Below are 18481 nucleotides of genomic sequence, written 5' to 3'. Positions count from 1 at the left end.
ATGATTACCGAAGGTTTCGTCCGCCGTCCCCGCATCGCGCCACCGCGCGCACCCGGCGGCGAGGTGACGCTGAGCCCGCCGCCCGAGGTCACCCGGCCGGTGCCCGGTCCGCTGATCACCAAGCTGATGCCGGTGGTGATGGTCGTCGCCGTCGTGGGCATGCTGGCGATGATGGTGATGATGGGACGCTCGCTGCTGAGCAATCCCATGATGATGATGTTCCCGATGATGATGGTCGTGTCGATGGTCGGCATGATGATGGGCCGCGGCGGCGGTGGCAGCAAGTCCGCCGGTGAACTCAACGAGGAACGCAAGGACTACTTCCGCTATCTGGACCAGATTCGCCGCGATGTGCGCAAAACTGGTGTGCGGCAGCTGGATTCGCTGCGCTGGTCGCACCCCGAACCGGTCGATCTGGAATCGCTGGTCGGCACCCGCCGGATGTGGGAGCGCCGCCCGAACGACCCGGACTTCGGACATGTGCGCGTCGGGGTGGGCAGCCACCGGCTGGCCACGAAACTGGCTCGCCCGGAGACCGGCCCGCTCGAGGACCTCGAACCGGTCTCGACCGTCGCGCTGCGCCGTTTCGTGCGCACCCACTCGGTCGTGCACGAGCTTCCCACCGCGGTCTCGCTGCGCGCCTTCCCGGCGATCAACATCGAGGGGCCCGACGAGGATGCGCGAATGCTGGTGCGCGCCATGCTGATGGAGTTCACCGCATTCCACGGACCAGACCACGTCGCGGTCGCGATCGTCTGCGCGGATCCCGACGGCGAGGCTTGGTCCTGGGCGAAATGGCTTCCACACCTGCAACATCCGACCCACCGCGACGGCATGGGCTCCGCCCGGATGATGTACGGCTCACTCGGTGAGCTGGAAACCGCGCTGTCCGCCGAGCTGATGGAACGCGGCCGGTTCATGCGCAATCCGCAACCGACACAGGGCCGAACACATCTGATCGTGATCATCGACGACGGATTCGTGAACGGCACCGAGCGCCTGGTCAGCGAATCCGGTCTGGACTCGGTCACGGTGCTGGACCTGACCGCGCCGGAGAACGGCCTGGCCGTGCGCCGCGGTCTGCAACTGGTCGTCGGCGACGGCGCGGTGAGCGCGCGCAGCGCCGCCGGGGTGGAACGCTTCGCCACGGTGGACGTGATCAGCACCGCGCAGGCCGAGACTTTCGCCCGTGCCCTGGCGCGGTACCGGATCGCCACCGCCGCGCAGATCGTCAGCCTGGGGGAGGAGACCCGCACCGATCCGGGTTTGATGGCGCTGTTGAAGATTCCCGACGCCGCGCAGATCGAACCGGCCAAGGTCTGGCGTCCGCGCACGCCGCGTGAGCGGCTGCGGGTGCCGATCGGCGTCACCCCCGACGGCACCCCCGTCGAACTCGACATCAAGGAATCGGCCGAGAACGGTATGGGCCCGCACGGATTGTGCATCGGCGCAACCGGTTCGGGTAAATCGGAATTCCTGCGCACGCTGGTGCTGTCCATGGTGGCCTCGCATTCCCCGGACGCGCTGAACCTCATCCTGGTCGACTTCAAGGGTGGTGCGACATTCCTCGGTCTGGATCCGCTGCCGCACGTGGCGGCGGTCATCACCAACCTCGAGGCCGAGCTCTCCATGGTCGACCGTATGAAGGACGCGCTGGCCGGTGAGATGAACCGCCGCCAGGAGCTGTTGCGCTCCGCGGGCAATTTCGCCAACGTCACCGACTACGAGAAGGCCCGTGCCGCCGGGGCGGCGCTGGATCCGCTGCCCGCCCTGTTCGTGGTGGTCGACGAGTTCTCCGAATTGCTCTCGCAGAAGCCGGATTTCGCGGATCTGTTCGTGATGATCGGCCGTCTGGGCCGGTCGCTGCACGTCCATCTGCTGCTGGCCTCGCAGCGACTCGAGGAGAACAAGCTGCGCGGTCTGGACTCGCACCTGTCCTACCGCATCGGCCTGCGCACCTTCTCCGCCAACGAATCCCGCGCCGTACTGGGTATCACCGACGCCTACCACCTGCCGAGCGTGCCCGGCTCCGGATACCTCAAGACCGACGCCGCGGATCCGTTGCGGTTCAACGCGACCTACGTCTCCGGTCCCTACGTCGCGCCGGTGGCCACCGGCCCGGTCGTGGTCGGTGGCCGGACGGTCGGCGGTTCGCCCACGATCTTCACCGCGAGTCATGTGGAGATTCCCGAGCTGCCGCCGGAGCCGGAGCCGGAGTTCGATCCGCTCGCGCTGCCCGAGCCGCCCACGGCGGACGAGGGTATCCCGGATTCGCTGCTGACCGTGGTGGTCAAGAGGCTGACCGGGCACGGCCGGCCCGCGCACGAGGTCTGGCTGCCGCCGCTGGAGGAATCCCCGTCGGTGGATATGCTGCTGCCCGACCCGGATTGGCGTTCGCCCGCGAACCGGCACGGTCAGCTGTGGATGCCGATCGGCATCATCGACAAGCCGTACGAACAGCGCCGCGATGTGCTGACCATCCAATTGTCCGGTGCGCGAGGACATGTCGCGGTGGTCGGCGGTCCGCAGTCGGGCAAGTCGACCGCGCTGCGCACCATCATCATGTCCGCGGCCGCCACGCACACGCCCGAACAGGTGCAGTTCTACTGCCTGGACTTCGGTGGCGGCAGTATGGCGGGCCTGGTCGGTACCCCGCACGTCGGTTCGGTGGCCGGTCGCCTCGACGTGGACCGGGTCCGGCGCACGATCGCGGAGCTGACCTCGCTGATGCGTCAGCGTGAGGAGCGGTTCAGCGAACTGGGCATCGAGTCCATGGCCGAGTTCCGGCGGCGCAAGTTCTCCCAGATCCGCACCGACGGCACGATGCCGCCGGACGATCCGCTCGCGGCGGACCGTTTCGGTGACGTATTCCTGGTGATCGACGGGTGGGCGACCATCCGCGAGGAGTTCGAGGCGCTCGAGCCGCAGATCAATGCCATTGCCGGACAAGGTCTCTCGCTCGGTATCCACCTGATGATCGGTGCGTCCCGCTGGGCCGAGATCCGCGCGGTGGTCAAGGATCAGGTCGGTACCCGCCTGGAACTGCGGCTGGGTGATCCGACCGATTCGGAGATGAATCGGCGTTCGGCGGCGCTGGTTCCGGTCGGCCGTCCCGGTCGCGGTCTGACGCCCGAGGAACTGCACATGCTGATCGCGTTGCCGCGCTTGGACTCCCAGACCGAGCCCGGCAATCTGTCCGAAGGCGTGGCGGCCTCGCGCGAGGGCCTGGCGCAGTTGTGGGGCCACCGCAAGGCGCCCGAGGTGCGCATGCTGCCCATGCAGTTCTCCCGCGAGGAACTGCTGGCCGTGGCGGCCGCGCGCGGCATCGAACAGAGCCCGACCCGCATCGTGGTCGGCCTCGGCGAGAACGAATTGGAGCCGCTGGTCCTGGATTTCGGCTCCGAACCGCATCTGATGGCTTTCGCCGACGTGGAGTGCGGCAAGACCACGCTGCTGCGCAATATCGCGATGGGCATCATCGAGAGTGCGACGCCCGAACAGGCCCGGATCATCATGATCGACTACCGCCGCACCATGCTCGGCGTGGTCGAGGGCGATCAGCTGGCCGGATATTCGACCTCCTCGCAGACCTGTGGATCGATGGTCAGCGATATCGTCAAATTCCTGTCCGAGCGCATCCCCGGTTCGGATATCACCCCGAAGCAGTTGCGCGAACGCAGTTGGTGGAGCGGGCCGGAGATCTACATCCTGGTCGACGACTACGACATGGTGGTGCAGGGCGCCGGCAATCCGCTCACCCCGCTCATGGAGTATCTGCCGCAGGCCCGCGACATCGGCATGCACCTGATCGTCACCCGCCGCACCGGTGGTGTGTCCCGCGCGCTGTTCGACCCGATCCTCGGCGGTATGAAGAACATGTCCGTCGACGCGCTGATCATGAGCGGCCCCCGCGACGAGGGCAAGATCATCGGCGATGTGCGCCCGTCCAAACTTCCGCCCGGTCGCGGCATCCTGGTTTCCCGCACCCACGGCCAGGAAATGGTCCAGATCGCGAACCTTCCACCGTTGTAAGGGGTTTCACCAAGCGGGGAGACGGCGGCGTCCGGCCAGGACGTCGGCGATGAGGTCGTCGTAGGCGTCGGCCAGTTCGGCCAGGTGGTGCCAGGCCATGTGCAGAATCTCGTCGTTCGCGTCCAACGTCATCAGGGCGTGGTGGGCCCGGACCGATGCCTCGGCGATGCGGTCGATGACCGCGCCGATGGTTTCGGTGTGCAGGGTCGCGCCGAGGCGATGCTGGGGGATGGACCGGGAGATCCAATCGTCGATCGCCATCACCAATTCGTCTCGGCGACGGTCGATCTCGATGACGGTTGGCAGATCGTGAGCCGGTTGGGATCCGCCGCGCCCGATGAGTCTGCGCTCATGCAGCATCGCGAGATCGCGGGTGAACCACACCATCGGCCCACCGACCACGCGATAGCCGCGACATGCGCGTAGAAGCAGATCAGAACTCGGCAGAGTGCCGCTCACGAAGGTTTCGACCGTGCTCACACTCCGCGGTACGTCCGGCACTGTCACAACCACCGACTGAGATGTCTCCGAACCCGCCACGTTGCCTCGCCGTCATCGCCGTACAACACTCGTTCAGGACGTTAATTACAATAAACCGCTGAAGCCTGGTGTCAAGGGTCCCGCGCCGAGCGAACAGCGGGGTTAAAATTTCTTGCCTTGAAGTAACGATCCGTAGGAGCGAGATGGCGGACGGTCCGAGGTACCAGCGGATCGCAGACCTCCTCCGCGAGGAGATCCGCAATGGGACGTGGAAGCCGGGCGATCGGCTCCCCAGCCACAATGAACTGGCTGATCAGATGCAGGTGTCGATCACCACCGCTCGTAACGCGATTCAAGTTCTGGTCGCCGAAAATCTGCTTTACACAGCCACTTCGCGCGGAACCATCGTGCGCAGTCAAGAGGTGCTGGAATCGGTGGTGACCAGCCCGCTCCGGCCCGATCGCCCGAAATCCTCACAGGACATCTTCTCCGAGATCGCTCGTGCGGCCGGTCGCGAACCGGCCAAACATTTCACCGCCCGAATGGAACCGGCCGGTCCGGATGTGGCACTGTGGCTGGGTGTACCGGAGGACTCCTGGGTTGTCGCGCGCACGGTCGTGCAGTACCTGGACAACGAGCCGTGGTCCTGGGAGGTCAGCTTCTATCCCCGGGACCTGGCGGAAGCCACCGGTGTGGACTCGCCGCACGACATTCCCGAGGGCACCACGCGCCGCCTGGCCGAGCGCGGTCATCCAGAATCCGCGCATCGCGATACCGTCGTCGCCCGGCCCGCGACCACCGAGGAGGCTGCGGTGTTGGGGGTAGGCGCGGGCACTCTGCTGCTGGACCATCTGCGCATTGGCGCGAACTCTTCCCGGATCACCCGCGTGACCAGGACCCGTTCCATCGCCGCACGCAACCGTCTGGCCTACGAACTCGGCGACGATGCCGGCACCGAACTCATCCGCAAGACCCTGGGCGCGCAGTATCCCTGGGGCAATTCCCATTCCTTCGCTAACTCGTTGGTACCTGGATCGCCATGACAGTTCGCATCCGCCAGGCCACGGTGGCCGACCTCGGCACCATCTGCCGACTACGGCTCCAACGAACGGCCTGGCTTGCGGAACGCGGGTCGGATCAGTGGACGAGGCAGGGCAGGGGCCTGCCCATCGAAATATTTGCCCACGTCGTGGGCCGTGCGGTGTATGCCGGGGAAACTTGGATCGCCGAGAAGTGTGGCGAATCGGCAGGCACCATCACGGTGAACGACCGTGCGGACGAAGGACTCTGGACCCCGCACGAAACCGCCGAATCCGTCATCGTGCACTACATGATCGTCGACCTGCGCTTCGCCGGGAACGGCGTGGGTTCGCGCCTGCTCGCCCATGCCGCCACCCTGGCCCGAGCCCGTCGCCGCACCTGGGTTCGGCTGGATGCCTGGACCACCAACACGGACCTGCACGACTACTACCGCCGCGCCGGGTTCCGCCTGGCCCGGATAGCGGGCCCCGAAGCCTGCGGTCCCTCCACGGCCCTGTTCGAACGCCGCGCCGACTCCTGGCTGCCCGCGGCGATTCCCAGCATTCCCCGCGATCCCGACAGCGTCATCCGTTCCGCCTCCTCGCGCTGAACTCCGCGGTCGAAACCCGTCGACGACGCGCCCGGCTCGACGCCGCCGCACCGGGCCGCCGCTGCGTTGCCAAGGCCCCTTACCTCGCCCCGGTCGATCGGTGCTGACCGCTCGAGCGGGCGCGGACCTCGATCCGGCGGTTCCGGCCGCGTGTGGCCGCACCGATTGCGGGTATTGCGCCGCGGTACTGGTTGGACGAGTTGCGAGCGATGTGATGAACCGAGTAGCCGATTTACCGTGCCCGTGTCGACCGGAGCGCGCACCCGCGTATGTTCCGGAACCACGGGTTGTGGATTCCTCGCCCGAGATCGGTGGCTGAGTGACGGCGGCGGGCGTGGCCGGTGGCCGGTGTTGCCGATCGGAGCGACTGAGTGAGATCGATCTGCACTATCGGCAATCGTTGCGGCGCTTCGCTGCTCGTCTCGTCGGCGATATCGGTCGTGGTGACGAGATCGCGCAGGAGGCTCTGGTCAAGCTGTGGCAGCAACCGCAACTGTGCGATCAACCGGTGCCGTCGCTGCGCGGATGGCTGTTCAAGGTCACTCGCAATCTGGCCTATGACGATCTGCGGTCTGCTCGACGGCGCCATGAACTCCTCAGCGATGTCCACGCGCTGCTCGACCACCCGGTTCAGGACCCCTGTGCGTGCGTGGCCGACGTGCTGGCGGTGCGCCGCGCCCTGGCCGCATTGAGCCGGGAACATCGGGAAGTTATCGTGCACGCCTACTACCGTCGCGGGACCACGGCCGAGATCGCCGTCCAACTCGCCATTCCTGCGGGGACGGTGAAATCCCGGCTGCACTATGCCCTGCACGCGCTGCGAGACGCCTGTGCCGCACAGGGCATCACCGCGGGCAGCTGATCGGCCGAGGCCGATGATTCCCGGAATCCTCCCCGCACATCACCGTCCACCGACAGTTCGGGCACGGCTGACTTCCGGCTCGTGCATACCGGGCATCGGTGACCGGAATAACACTCCGCGCCGGTGTCGTTTGTAGGCACATGCCGAAACCCTTCTCGGAAGCAGAACGTCAAGAGTTCCTCGCGGGCAAGCACGTCGGAGTGCTGTCGGTCGCGGCGACCGATGGGCGTCCGCCCGCCACCGCGCCGATCTGGTACGACTACACACCTGGCGGCAATATCCGCATCAACACCGGCGCCAAACGCCGCAAGGCCCGGTTGGTGCGGGAGGCTGGGGTGGTCACCCTGACTGTGCAGCGCGAAGAGTTGCCTTACCAGTACGTCATCGTGGAGGGCACGGTCATCGACGCCGCGATCCCCTCGCCCTTGGACGCGCGCGTGGAGATCGCCACCCGCTACCTCGGCTCCGAGGGCGGCCGTGCCTTCGCCGACCGAATGGACGGCGCCGACTCCGTGCTGTTCACCATCCGCCCCGACCGCTGGATCACCCAGGACTACTCGGGCGATCTGTGACCTACCGAGGCTGCCGCGTGCCGTCGGGTTCGCCGCGGCAGCCTCGAAGTTCAACCGCCGCAGCACGTTCGGGGCCTTCGTATTCGGTTCACACGGCAAGCGCCGGTGGGGCCGGAGTGGGGCGGTCGGGTGGTTGGTAGTTTCGCCATGCCTGGGCCAAACGGCATGCGGCCTCGCGTAATTCGGCCGGATCGGCGACGAAGCTGATTCGGATGTGGTCGGTGCTGCCGCCGGAAGCGTCGAGGCCTGCGCCGGGCAGGATCGCGACCCCGTGCCGGAGTGCACGTTGGGCGAACGACGTGCCGTCACCGTGCGGTAGCCGGATCCACAGCGTCTGGCCACCGGATACCGCCGGGATCTCCCAGTCCGGCAGCCGGGCGGCCAGCTCGGTTATCAATGCGTCGTGACTCTCTTTGCGTTGGTGCGTAATTCGTTCACGCAGGCGGTCCAGATCGCGCAGCAGCCGGGCGGCGGCCAGTTGGGCCGGGATGTTGCCGCCGAGATCGTGCACGGCACGCACCCGCGACAACCGGGCGATCAACGGAACCGGTGCCCGCACCCAGCCGACCCGCAGCCCGCCCCAGACGATCTTGCTGAGCGAGCCGACCGATATCACCGACCCGTCGTAGTGCGCCAACGGCGGGGGTTGCGGCTCGGCGCCGGGAAATACGAGGTCGGCGAGCACCTCGTCGTCTATCAAGGGCACCCCGGCCGCTCGCGCGGATTCGGCCAGCGAGCGTCGTGCCAGTGTGGAAAGCACTGCACCCGTGGGGTTTTGACAGGTGGCCACAACATAGGCGAGCGTCGCGGCACGCACCGCGCCCAGGCCGATCGGACCTGTTCGCGGTACCGCCCCGACTTCCCGAAATGCCTCCAGGGCACCCGGATACGTCGGTGCCTCGACCAGAACCCGGTCGCCCGGCCGCAGCAGTACCTGAGCCAGCAGCGAAAGCGCTTGTTGCCCACCATTGGTGACGAGGATTTGTTCCGGATCGGTCGGCACGCCCCGGATGCGGTAGCGCTCGGCGATCGCGGTGCGCAACGGCATATGCCCGGTCGGGTGGTAGCCGATATCGCTGTCGATGGCGGCGAGTTCGGGCAGGATATCGCGATACGCCCGGGCGAGCTCGGCCGGCGGTGTGGCCGGCGCCGCGCAGGCCAGCGCGATGACCTCGGCATCCGGCTCCAGCAGCTGCAGGAAAGCCGGGGAATGGGTGACCTCGCGAGCCCGGAGTGGCTCGTGCCCCGCGACTCGGGTACCGCTGCCCTGTCGGCGCACCACGCGTCCCTCCGTGGCGAGCAGATCGTAGGCAGCGACGACCGTACTGCGCCCGACTGCAAGAGCTTTCGCCAGCGCACGGTCGGGCGGCAGCCGCATGCCCGGCCGGAGTTCGCCGTCGGCGATCAATATCCGCAAGCGCCGGGCAAGCAGTAGATAGAGCGGACCCCGGTCGGCCGACCAGCGACCGAGCCGGTCGGCAAGTTCCATTGGTTCCATATGCAAACCAATTCTGCCCGATTGGCTCTGGAGCGCCGACGCTGCTCTCGCGAGGATGAACCCATGAGCAAGATCTCCATCAACGACGTCATCGAAGATCTGCCCGGTCCCTGGCAGCCCCGGGACTTGGCCATCGCCAACGACGCCGTGGTGCGCGTCGCACGCTTCCACGGCGCATTCCCCTGGCACCATCACGACGAGGACGAACTGTTCCTCTGCTGGAACGGCACATTCCGCATCGAACTGCACGACCGTGAACCCGTAACCCTCCATGCGGGAGAGATTTTCGTCGTTCCTCGTGGGGTCGAGCATCGACCGGTGGCCGACGAACCAGCGCACGGCCTGATGATCGAACGACCCGAAACCCAGCAGTACGGCAATTGAATACGAGAGCTGGACCGCATCACTGTTCACCGAGCGGGACCAGCCGCTGAACCCGCACCTGGTGAAAAGCACGGACTTCCTGTCTGGAATCCGCGAACTGGTGTACGCGTCGGCCGACAGATGAGCCCGCTCAACTCATGAATCGACGCCGCGCGGAGCCAGTCCGAACGAGCGCAGCAGCGCGTTCACCTCGTTACGGTAGAGCTTGTCCGGATTACTGGTCTGCGCGCCCAGATTCCCTCGGATCTCCAGGGCGACCAAGCCGTGCAGGTGCCCCCAGATGCGTAGCGCGACCGCTATGACCGCGGGCGGCAGGTCCGGGAAATCCGAGCGGAACTGGTCGGCCAGCGCGGTGTCGAAATCCGTCCACTCGAAACCGTAATCCACGTACAAGGGTGCGGCGGTGGGCCACGCGGCGGCCGCTAGTTCGGTCAGGCCGGCGCACACGCGGTGCTCGGCCTCGGGCGCCGCACCCCCGGCCGGAGGCTGGTATCCGGGTACCGGGTCGCCGTAAACGAGCCGGAACCCTTCCGGGTTCGCCAGCGACCATTCACGAAAAGCGCACGCCCATGCCATGATTCGGCCGGCCGTGTCGTCGGGCCGGCAGGCGTCCCGGGCAGCGAGTACCCGGTCGGCCAGCTCGCCGTACACCTCACGGATCAGGGCAGTGACCAGATCGTCCCTCGTGGCGAAGTAGCTGTAGACGGCATTGGCCGTCATCCGCATCTCGCGGGCGATGGAACGTAGGGTGATGGCCCCCGGCCCGCCCGCGGCCATCAGCCGGAGCGCCACCTCCTTGATCTCGGAAGTCGTCTCGATCCGGCGTTGCTCTCGCCTGGTCGGCGCATCGGTGGTCACCACACTACGCTACATCGGCATGAGAAAATTATGCGCTGCACAAATACTTCACGGCGTATAGTTTCTTGCACAACGCCAATCTATGGAGGAGCGACATGTTCATCGGAGTCATCGGAGCGACAGGGCGCATCGGCAGCCGAGTGGTCGCCGAGGCACTGTCTCGCGGCCACCACGTCACCGCCTTCAGCCGCGATACCGGCCATGTCGATGTCGCGCATCCGAATCTGACCTGGAAGGACCTGGACGTCTTCGACAGCGCCGCGGTGACCGCCGTCCTCCCCGGTCTCGACCTTCTTGTCAGCTGTTACCAACCCAGCAATGCCGCAAGGGATTTCGGTGACACAGTGGCTCGCTCGGTTGCCGACCCGACCGTCTATGCCACCGTTGCGAACTCCCTGCTGGCAGCCCTCGCCACCCATCCGCGCACTCGCCTGATCGTGGTGGGCGGCGCGGGCAGCCTGGAGCGCGAACCGGGCTCGGTGGCCGCCGATGCCCCGGATCTCGAAGAATCTCTCGAACGCATCGGCATCCCGCGCGAATACGCCGTCGCGGTGCGCGGCCACTGGGCTGCCCTGGATGTGCTGCGTACCTCCAATCGCCGTTGGACCTACTTCAGCCCTGCCGCCGAGATCGGGCCGGGTGACCGCACCGGTCGCTTCCGCATCGGCACCGACCAGCAGATCCTCGACGCCGCGGGCCGCAGCCACATCTCCATGGAGGACGCCGCCGTGGCGCTGCTCGACGAGGCGGAACTGCCACAGTTCGTGCAACGCCGCTTCACCGCCGGGTACTGATCGACGCTCCCGCCCGACCGGCGTCGTGTCGGTTTCACGTTCGTGCCGAGGCAAGGATTCGACGCATCACCAAGGCGAGTTGGGTTCGCTGTTTTCCGCGCTGGCTCAGCACATTCCAGCCGAGGACGCGGTCGGCTCGGGCGGCGCGCTCCTGCACCGTCGAGTGGTGCAGGTGTAAGAGGCCCGCGGCGTCGCGCACGCTGTTCGTGGTGCTGATCGCGTGGAGTGTCTCCAACATCTACGCGGTGGTGGCGGCCGCGTCCTCCAGGGCCGTGACATCTGCGGGCGGCGTCTCGTCCGGGTGGATGCCCGCGGCCAGGACCAGCAGGGTGCCGGTTTCCTCGGCGAGGATCACGCGATCGCCCGGATCCTGTTGCGTGCCTTCGGCGGTCAGCATGCGTGCCAGGCGGGCCCCTGCCCACGAGGTCGCGGCCGCACGGGCGGGGACGATCGGACCGATACCCGCGCGGCCCGCGCCGATCGCGGCGCGGGCATCGTCGGTCGATCGGGCGAGCAGCGGGCCATCGTCCGTCGCCACGACGCACAGCGGAGTCGTGGCGGTCAGCTCGAGTCCGCGCAGGGCCGTGTCGCGGGCCGCGTCGTCCGAATCGTCGGCCAGCAGCGCCCGGACCCATCCGGCTCTGCGCTGCTCAGGAGTGTCCAGGGTGCGGCCGAGCATAGTCGCCGCCGCCAGTAGCGCACGTTCCAGGATGAGCGCGTCGAGACCACCTTCGACGGGTTCGTCGCGCTCCAGCCACATTTCGAGCGATCCATCGCCCGCGGCGACCCGCGGCCACACGTCCGCGAGCGTGGATTCCGGTGTCGTGAACGTGCCCTCGGTGAGAACCCGCCAGCGATGGCCGCGCGATCGGTCGACGAAACCGACCGGGCAGCCGGAAAGTATTGCGGCGCCGCGCAATACCGAACGATAACCGGCGCGGTGCTCGATGAGCCGGTCGAAGTAGGCGACCACGTGCAGTGCGTTCGCCGCTTCGGGAGCGAGAGCCGAGAGGCGGATCGTCAGCTCTCGCATCGTTCTTCCTCTCTTCGGTACCGGCGCCGTGCACGGCACCCGAAGGCGGTCAGGAGTTCAGGACTCTCCGCAGCCACCGAATCCGGGCGTCCTTGGTATCTTGCGACACCGTCGCCTGGGGAGCCAGGCCGTCGTACCCGTGGAAGCCTCCGGCGAAAACGTGCAGTTCCGCCTGGCCTCCGGCGCGCCAGATATTGCTCGCGTAGCTGATCGCCTCGTCCCGGAACGTCTCCGCGGAGCCCACATCGATCAAAGCCGGTGGAAGACCGGACAAGTCGGTCGCGCGTGCGGGAGCGGCGTACGGCGAGACATCGGGTCCGCCGCGAGACGCGCCGAGCAGCGCTGACCAGCCGATCTCATTCGTGTGACGATGCCAGACGCCGCGCCCTTCGCCCTGGATCGCCGAAGGAGTGTCGTTGCGGTCGTCGAGCATCGGGCACATGAGGACCTGAGCCGCGATCGCCGGACCCTTGCGGTCCCGGGCCAGCAGTGCGGTCGCCGCGGCCAGCCCGCCGCCCGCGCTTTCGCCCGCGATCACGATTCGCGTCGGATCGATGCCGAGTTCTCCGGCGTGATCGGCGACCCAGGTCAGCCCGGCGTAGCAGTCCTCCACCGGTCCCGGGTGCGGGGTTTCGGGAGCGAGCCGATAATCGACCGAGATCAGAGTCGCGTTGAATTCCATCGCCCAGTCGAGCATGTCATCGCTGATCATCCGATTGCTGCCGATGATCATGCCGCCGCCGTGGGTGTGGTAGATCGCCGTGCTCGGCGTTCGGACTCCGATGGGGCGGCAGATGATCAGGGATATCTGTGATCCGGGTGCGCCGGGAATGAGAATTTCTTCGACATGGAAGGCGCCGTCGCGGCTGAGATCCTCGTTCGAGCGATCCACCATGAGTTCGGCGGCCATGGCGCGGATCCCCGGTATGACATCCACACTGGTGAAGTTCGGCATATGCGGCAGAATCACTTCCAGCGCCGCGGCGAGTTCCGGGTCGAAGGGGACCGGCGGTCCGATCGGTGCTGTGGTCGCGACGTCGCTGTCGGTCATGGTTCCTCCTGCTCGTGACTGCTCGACCCAGTTTGGCCGGAGGTCGGCACGAGCGGTACAGCCAAGCGACGGAAAGTATCCGCCATCTGGCGGGTCGCGGACTCGGGGATGCCACGGGTTGCCCGCGCCGATCCACTTCGAATTGCGAACAGCCTGCCCTACAGGGTTTTCGAGCTGTACGGCAATCCCTGCCCGACGGCCCAGTTCTCGGCGATTCGGCCATCCGCGATGCGGAAGATCTCGATCATCATCGGTGGGGGCCCGCCCTCCGGGCGCGGAATTCCGGCGACCGAGGATCGAACGGCCACCTTCTCGCCATCGACGAGGATGTCCTCGGGGACGATCCGGATGTCGGGAAATCGGGTCACGAGGCTGTGCCAGGCGTTCTTCCCCGCCTCGAATCCGGTGGCGCCCAACGGGTGGCTGTAGAAGTCCGGGGCCATCAGCTCGTCGGCGTTGTCGAATCGGCGGGTGTTGAAGCACTCCAGCATTCGCCGTACCAGCGTGCCGGGGTCGTCTGCGGTGGCCATCAGCTGCCTCCAGATGTCTGCGACCGGACTGATGCCCGGACGCTGGAATGCGCGCCCGCTTCCGAGTCGAAGCGGGCGCGAAGTCGGGTGGGCGGTCGGGGGATGGGTCAGTAGCTGAAGCGGTGGTGGTCGGTGGCGAAATCGTCGGCGACGGTGGCGGCCAGTTCGACCAGCGCGCGTTTGGTGGTCTTGTGGAGGCGGGCCAGTTCGATTTCGGCGCCCTCGGAGAGGTGGGCGTCGTAGGGGATGATGTGGACGGCGCGGCAGCGGGACAGGAAGTATTCGCGCAGCTGCTGGATGCCGACGTTGGGGGAGCCGGGGCGGGGGAGGTTGATCACGACGACGGCGTTGCGGACCAGGTGGTCGTGGCCGTGCAGGGACAACCAGTCCAGCGTGGCCGCGGCGCTGCGGGCGCCGTCGATCGCCGAGGACGAGATCAGCACCAGCGAGTGGGCCAGCTCCAGCACACCGGCCATCGCGGAATGCATCAGCCCGGTGCCGCAGTCGGTGAGGATGATGTTGTAGAACCGCTGCAGAATGCGTGCGACCTGGCGGTATTCGTCCTCGCTGAACGATTCCGAGGCCGCCGGATCCCGTTCGCTGGCAAGCACTTCCAGGCGGCTGGTGCCCTGGGACGTGTGCCGGCGGACATCGGAGTAGGAGTTGATCGATGGATCCAGCAACAGGTCGCGCACCGTGGAACGGGTCTGCAACTGCACACGCTGGGACAACGTGCCGAAGTCGGGGTTGGCGTCCACCGCGATGACGCGGTCGCCACGGATGGAGGAGAAGATCGAGCCGATGCCCATCGTCGTGGTGGTCTTGCCGACGCCGCCCTTGAGCGAGAGCACCGCGATGCGATAGTCACCGCGGACCGGCTGGCGGATGCGCGCGACCAGCTCCTGCAACCGCCGCTCCTCGGCCGACATGCCGGGATTGATCGCGCCGCCGGAGATGTGGTGCACCGTGCGCCGCCATCCGGTGCCGGGAGCCTTCTTGGCCCTGCGCACCGGGACGTCGTCCAGTGAGGGTTGCTGCCCAGGAGGGAACTGCTGCTGCTGATAGTGCGGCGGATGCTGCTGGTACTGACCCTGCTGGTACTGCTGTGGACGACCCGGGCCCCCCTGCGGCGGAGCCGGTGACTGCCACTGGTTGCCCTGAACCGGCGGCTGCGCCGGTGCCCCGAAACGCGGATCGCCCTGGGCCGGACCCGGCGCCTGCGGCGGATACTGCTCGTTCTGCGGCGCGACCGGCGGCTGCTGTGCGGCGAAATTCTGCGCGTCCGGCGGCGGAACCTGCCGATAGTCGCCGGAAGGCGGCCGATCGCCGGAAAACCCTTGTGCGGCGGGCGGGTACGGGGTTCGGGAATACTGCTCGTCGGGGCGTCCCGCAACCACGGTCCGGTCGGTTTCCGGACCCGGATGCGTGGGTGCGGGCGCATCGAATGCCTGGTGTCGCCCGCTGTTGGGATCGATGCCGCGCTCGGGCGCGAACGGAGGCTGCGCAGCCGCCTCGGGTGCGGGCGTATTCGGTTGCGGGGCGGGAGTTTCGGGGAGGCGCTGCGGCGCCTCGGCGTCCGGCAGGCCGGAATCCTCTTGTGGTGCGGCCGAATCCAGGCCGCTCGCCCATGCGGGCGCACTTCGGTTGTCGTCGAGTGCCGGTTGTTCCTCGGGCGGTCCGGGCAGCGGCGGTCGTTGCGGTGTCTGCTGCGGGGGAGGCGGCAGATCCGGCCGGCCATCGACCCGTACGGTCATCTCACCCGCGTCACCGGACTCCGGCGGCGCGGGCGGGGAATAGGCCTGCGGCGCATCGGGAATCGGCGGGCGGTTGGTGGGTGGCAGGTCCGGCTGTGCCGGGGGCGCCGGCGGGATCGCGCCGGACTGCCGCGGCGGAAGCGGTTGCGGCGGCATCGGGGCGAGCGGGGGTTGCGGCTGATTCTGTTGCGGCTGAACGAATTCGCTCTGCGGCATCGGCGCGGGGCCGCGCTGATCCGGGCCCGGGAAACCCTGGCCCGTCTGCTGCGGGCCGGTGTTCGGCTGGGGTCCGGGGCCGAAACCGTTGTCGGGCCGCGGGTATCCGTCCATGGCTTGCGGATTCTCGGGCGGGAATTCCCCGTCGGGTCGCTGAGCGTTCGGCGCGAACTGGCGCGGATCGACCGGTGCCGCAGTCTCGTTCGGACCCTGGGACTGGGCGACGGCGCTGTGCTGCGGTTCGCCCCATGCCTGGGATTCGGACTGTGGCTCACCCCACGGCCGCTGTTCGGGCGCATCCTCGGATTTGGATTTACCCTTTTTCTTACGGCCCTTGAGTGCGGGGTCGGGGCGCTCACTCTCGGTCTTGCGGCCGAACCGGGGGCGCTTGGACGCCTTCTCCGAGATCAGATCTCGCTGCGGCAGGTTCTGGACCGGTGCCTCGTAGCCGGACTGGGTGTCCTCGCTCTCCGACAGCCACGGCGGCAGCATGGGAAGTTCGTTGTTACTCACAGCGCCACCCCGTCGGTGCTCGCCATGGCTGCGTGCGCTGCGTCGCCGACGTAGTCGCTGCGCTCGCTCACTGGTGTCCCCCTGGGATCTACTCGGCCGATTACCTGGACAGTCCGCAGTTTACGCGAGCAAACCCGATGGCGAGTGATCCGCTGCTCCATCACGTGCGGCGGGTGCGCGACCTGTGTGCGGTGTAGTCTCGGCCGGGCTCGGCGTGTGCTGTCGCCGGGCATTGCACGAGTTCGGGAGCAGGGCGTAATGGCACCATCGGTTGATCACGAGGACGCCGCGCGCCTGGACCAGCTCCCGGTTCGGCCGATTCATCGCAGGCTCGTCGCCCTGGTCGGCATGGGGCTGTTCTTCGATCTCTACGAGCTGTTCCTGGCCGGGACGATCGCGGGCGTCTTCAAAGAACAGCTGCATTTGTCCACGTACCAGCTCAGCGGCATCCTGGCCTCGGCGTTCGTCGGCCAGTTCCTGGGCGCGCTGGTGCTGGGCCGGTTGTCGGACCTGTTCGGCCGCCGTCGGATGTTCATGATCAATATCGGCCTCTACGCGGGATTCACGCTGCTGGGCGCGTTCAGCCCGAACGTGTGGTTCCTGATGGTGACCCGGATGCTGGCCGGACTGGGCATCGGCGCGGAGATGACCCTCGCGGACACCTATCTGTCCGAGGTGATGCCGCCGCAGGTGCGCGGCCGGATGATCTCCATCGCCTACACGATCGGATTCTGCGCCGTCCCCGTGGTGGGATTCCTGGCGCGCTGGCTGGTTCCGCTGAAGCCGCTGGGCCTGGACGGCTGGCGGTGGTTGTTCGTCGTCGGCGGACTGGGCGCGGCGCTGGTGTTCTTCGCCCGCCGGTTCATGCCGGAATCGCCACGCTGGGAACAACATCGGCAGCGCACCGCCGAACGCACGCGCTTCGCCGAGATCCTGACCGCACCGCTGCGCACCCGCACCCTGCTGTTCTCGGCGGCGATGATCTTGCAGGTCTTCGGGTACTACGGCTTCGGCACCCTGGCCGTTCTGGTGTTGCAGCACAAGGGTTTCACGGTCGTCAACTCGCTGGGTTATCTGGCGATCACCTATCTGGGCTATCCGATCGGCTCGATGCTGGCGATCCCGCTGATCGAGCGGATGGAACGCAAATACCTGGTACTGGCCTCCACCGCCGCGATGGCGGTCTTCGGCCTGATCTTCGGCTTCGCCGTGAGCGTGCCGCTGATCCTGGTCTCGGGCGCGCTGTTCACCCTGGCGAGCAACGTGTTCTCCGACGCGATCCACACCTACCTGCCCGAATCGTTCCCCACCAGCGTCCGCGGCACCGCCTCGGGCACGACCTATTCGCTGTCCAAACTCAGCACCGCGGTCCAGCCGTTCCTACTGCTCCCGCTCCTGGACAGCCGCGGCCCCGGCGCCGTCTTCACCATCATCACCGCGGCCCTGCTGATCATGTTCGCCCTGATCAGCGTCTGGGGCCCGCGCACCGGCCGCGGCCCCCTCGCCTGAGAATCGCGACCACCGGCGGAGAATCGCGATCGGTCGTGCTTCGCGCAGGGCATAATGGGGCGGTTTGGTGGGGGGTAGTACGCACAGGTAAGCTTGGTCGGCGGTGCACCTATCCGCCGGTCGATTCATGTTCGCATGTTGCTGTCCGGTGAGTATGGCATCCGGTCGGCGAAAGTGCACGAGAGTCGGCCGCAAAACAGACGGTGACGGCGGAGAAATCCGCTGACGAGCTGTGACCAGCCAGGGTCTCAGCGCAAACGGGATCGCGGAGGATATGGCGAAGAAGGAAGGGGCCATCGAGGTCGAGGGCCGGGTCATCGAGCCGTTGCCCAACGCGATGTTCCGGATCGAGCTGGAAAATGGCCACAAGGTTCTCGCCCACATCAGCGGCAAGATGCGGCAGCACTACATCCGCATCCTCCCCGAGGATCGCGTGGTCGTGGAGCTTTCGCCGTACGACCTGACCCGCGGTCGCATCGTCTACCGCTACAAGTGATCGCCCCGGCGATCGCCCCATAGATTTCCCCGGCCGCACCGGTCGGGGAAAACCTGTGTTCACAGCCGGTGAACACCGAGAAGATTGGAATGACGTGAAGGTCAACCCGAGCGTCAAGAAGATCTGCGAGAAGTGCAAGGTGATCCGCCGTAACGGCCGGGTCATGGTGATCTGCGACAACCTGCGCCACAAGCAGCGTCAGGGCTAGTCCCGGCGGGGGCGATCCCCGGTTCGCACCACCAGCCAAGCACCGAACGCGGTTCGGATTG

18 protein-coding genes are annotated in these 18481 nt (G+C 67.1%); 10 read left to right on the top strand and 8 right to left on the bottom strand.

Translation table 11 applies throughout. The features are described from left to right. Complete coding sequence (gene eccCa, locus NV1_RS23445; RefSeq protein WP_067895133.1) at positions 1-4032, top strand: type VII secretion protein EccCa; 4032 nt, start codon at positions 1-3, stop codon at positions 4030-4032. Positions 4033-4038: 6 nt separating this feature from the next. On the opposite strand, the gene NV1_RS23440 is transcribed toward eccCa, so the two are convergent. Beyond that, on the bottom strand, positions 4039-4512 hold the full coding sequence (locus NV1_RS23440; RefSeq protein ID WP_067895445.1) for a DUF4254 domain-containing protein: 474 nt from the start codon (positions 4510-4512) through the stop codon (positions 4039-4041). Positions 4513-4715: 203 nt separating this feature from the next. Here NV1_RS23440 and NV1_RS23435 point away from each other — a divergent pair, with 203 nt between their 5' ends. The 4 genes from NV1_RS23435 to NV1_RS23420 all read left to right on the top strand — a co-directional run bounded on the left by NV1_RS23435 (position 4716) and on the right by NV1_RS23420 (position 7576). Continuing rightward, positions 4716-5555, top strand: a complete 840-nt coding sequence (locus NV1_RS23435) for a GntR family transcriptional regulator (RefSeq protein ID WP_084525684.1) — start codon at positions 4716-4718, stop codon at positions 5553-5555. Continuing rightward, on the top strand, positions 5552-6142 hold the full coding sequence (locus NV1_RS23430; protein WP_067895129.1) for a GNAT family N-acetyltransferase: 591 nt from the start codon (positions 5552-5554) through the stop codon (positions 6140-6142). The genes NV1_RS23435 and NV1_RS23430 overlap by 4 nt, the downstream gene beginning before the upstream one ends. 319 nt (positions 6143-6461) lie before the next feature. Further along, positions 6462-7004 carry a sigma-70 family RNA polymerase sigma factor gene (locus tag NV1_RS23425; RefSeq protein ID WP_084525683.1) on the top strand — a complete coding sequence of 181 codons (543 nt, stop codon included), beginning with the start codon at positions 6462-6464 and terminating at the stop codon, positions 7002-7004. Positions 7005-7144: 140 nt separating this feature from the next. Beyond that, positions 7145-7576: a pyridoxamine 5'-phosphate oxidase family protein gene (locus NV1_RS23420; RefSeq protein WP_067895126.1), complete on the top strand. Its 432-nt coding sequence runs from the start codon at positions 7145-7147 to the stop codon at positions 7574-7576. Positions 7577-7664: 88 nt separating this feature from the next. On the opposite strand, the gene NV1_RS23415 is transcribed toward NV1_RS23420, so the two are convergent. Beyond that, positions 7665-9074 (bottom strand): aminotransferase-like domain-containing protein, encoded by a 1410-nt coding sequence (locus NV1_RS23415; RefSeq protein WP_067895123.1) that lies wholly within the window; start codon positions 9072-9074, stop codon positions 7665-7667. A 63-nt stretch (positions 9075-9137) separates the two neighbouring features. Between NV1_RS23415 and NV1_RS23410 the strand changes: the two genes are divergently transcribed. Continuing rightward, entirely contained in the window at positions 9138-9458 is a 321-nt protein-coding gene (locus NV1_RS23410; RefSeq protein WP_067895120.1) for a cupin domain-containing protein, read from the top strand. A gap of 135 nt (positions 9459-9593) precedes the next feature. Here the strand turns inward: NV1_RS23410 and NV1_RS23405 are convergent, their stop codons facing one another. Further along, positions 9594-10316 (bottom strand): TetR/AcrR family transcriptional regulator, encoded by a 723-nt coding sequence (locus NV1_RS23405; protein WP_067895117.1) that lies wholly within the window; start codon positions 10314-10316, stop codon positions 9594-9596. Between the two features lie 95 nt (positions 10317-10411). Between NV1_RS23405 and NV1_RS23400 the strand changes: the two genes are divergently transcribed. Then, entirely contained in the window at positions 10412-11110 is a 699-nt protein-coding gene (locus NV1_RS23400) for an NAD(P)-dependent oxidoreductase (RefSeq protein WP_067895113.1), read from the top strand. A 34-nt stretch (positions 11111-11144) separates the two neighbouring features. On the opposite strand, the gene NV1_RS42365 is transcribed toward NV1_RS23400, so the two are convergent. From NV1_RS42365 to NV1_RS45870, 5 genes are all read right to left on the bottom strand, one after another. Continuing rightward, entirely contained in the window at positions 11145-11348 is a 204-nt protein-coding gene (locus NV1_RS42365) for a helix-turn-helix domain-containing protein (RefSeq protein WP_084525681.1), read from the bottom strand. Continuing rightward, positions 11349-12143 carry a hypothetical protein gene (locus tag NV1_RS23395; protein ID WP_084525680.1) on the bottom strand — a complete coding sequence of 265 codons (795 nt, stop codon included), beginning with the start codon at positions 12141-12143 and terminating at the stop codon, positions 11349-11351. Positions 12144-12192: 49 nt separating this feature from the next. Then, on the bottom strand, positions 12193-13194 hold the full coding sequence (locus NV1_RS23390; protein WP_067895110.1) for an alpha/beta hydrolase: 1002 nt from the start codon (positions 13192-13194) through the stop codon (positions 12193-12195). Positions 13195-13352: 158 nt separating this feature from the next. Continuing rightward, the gene (locus tag NV1_RS23385; protein WP_067895107.1) at positions 13353-13724 is read right to left on the bottom strand and encodes an ester cyclase; all 372 of its coding nucleotides are present in this window, start codon (positions 13722-13724) and stop codon (positions 13353-13355) included. 107 nt (positions 13725-13831) lie between these two features. Continuing rightward, on the bottom strand, positions 13832-16207 hold the full coding sequence (locus NV1_RS45870) for a MinD/ParA family ATP-binding protein (RefSeq protein ID WP_245713879.1): 2376 nt from the start codon (positions 16205-16207) through the stop codon (positions 13832-13834). A gap of 258 nt (positions 16208-16465) precedes the next feature. Here NV1_RS45870 and NV1_RS23375 point away from each other — a divergent pair, with 258 nt between their 5' ends. The 3 genes from NV1_RS23375 (at position 16466) to rpmJ (ending at position 18420) form a co-directional block, all read left to right on the top strand. Next, complete coding sequence (locus NV1_RS23375) at positions 16466-17716, top strand: MFS transporter (protein WP_067895104.1); 1251 nt, start codon at positions 16466-16468, stop codon at positions 17714-17716. A 274-nt stretch (positions 17717-17990) separates the two neighbouring features. Then, entirely contained in the window at positions 17991-18212 is a 222-nt protein-coding gene (gene infA, locus NV1_RS23370; RefSeq protein WP_040804562.1) for a translation initiation factor IF-1, read from the top strand. Positions 18213-18306: 94 nt separating this feature from the next. Then, on the top strand, positions 18307-18420 hold the full coding sequence (gene rpmJ, locus NV1_RS23365; protein WP_040818798.1) for a 50S ribosomal protein L36: 114 nt from the start codon (positions 18307-18309) through the stop codon (positions 18418-18420). Positions 18421-18481: the final 61 nt, after the last annotated feature.

It is taken from the genome of Nocardia vaccinii NBRC 15922 (assembly GCF_001613305.1).
Lineage (GTDB): Bacteria > Actinomycetota > Actinomycetes > Mycobacteriales > Mycobacteriaceae > Nocardia > Nocardia vaccinii.
The sequence above is the reverse complement of the archived record's forward strand: the minus strand, read 5'-3'. Positions and strand labels throughout refer to the sequence as shown.

What these genes read in the sequence shown, in the direction of transcription:
- eccCa (WP_067895133.1), top strand. Translation starts at nt 1, where the DNA reads ATGATTACCGAAGGTTTCGTCCGCCGTCCCCGCATCGCGCCACCGCGC.
- NV1_RS23435 (WP_084525684.1), top strand. Translation starts at nt 4,716, where the DNA reads ATGGCGGACGGTCCGAGGTACCAGCGGATCGCAGACCTCCTCCGCGAG.
- NV1_RS23430 (WP_067895129.1), top strand. Translation starts at nt 5,552, where the DNA reads ATGACAGTTCGCATCCGCCAGGCCACGGTGGCCGACCTCGGCACCATC.
- NV1_RS23420 (WP_067895126.1), top strand. Translation starts at nt 7,145, where the DNA reads ATGCCGAAACCCTTCTCGGAAGCAGAACGTCAAGAGTTCCTCGCGGGC.
- NV1_RS23415 (WP_067895123.1), bottom strand. Translation starts at nt 9,074, where the DNA reads ATGGAACCAATGGAACTTGCCGACCGGCTCGGTCGCTGGTCGGCCGAC.
- NV1_RS23410 (WP_067895120.1), top strand. Translation starts at nt 9,138, where the DNA reads ATGAGCAAGATCTCCATCAACGACGTCATCGAAGATCTGCCCGGTCCC.
- NV1_RS23400 (WP_067895113.1), top strand. Translation starts at nt 10,412, where the DNA reads ATGTTCATCGGAGTCATCGGAGCGACAGGGCGCATCGGCAGCCGAGTG.
- NV1_RS42365 (WP_084525681.1), bottom strand. Translation starts at nt 11,348, where the DNA reads ATGTTGGAGACACTCCACGCGATCAGCACCACGAACAGCGTGCGCGAC.
- NV1_RS23395 (WP_084525680.1), bottom strand. Translation starts at nt 12,143, where the DNA reads ATGCGAGAGCTGACGATCCGCCTCTCGGCTCTCGCTCCCGAAGCGGCG.
- NV1_RS23390 (WP_067895110.1), bottom strand. Translation starts at nt 13,194, where the DNA reads ATGACCGACAGCGACGTCGCGACCACAGCACCGATCGGACCGCCGGTC.
- NV1_RS23385 (WP_067895107.1), bottom strand. Translation starts at nt 13,724, where the DNA reads ATGGCCACCGCAGACGACCCCGGCACGCTGGTACGGCGAATGCTGGAG.
- NV1_RS23375 (WP_067895104.1), top strand. Translation starts at nt 16,466, where the DNA reads ATGGCACCATCGGTTGATCACGAGGACGCCGCGCGCCTGGACCAGCTC.
- infA (WP_040804562.1), top strand. Translation starts at nt 17,991, where the DNA reads ATGGCGAAGAAGGAAGGGGCCATCGAGGTCGAGGGCCGGGTCATCGAG.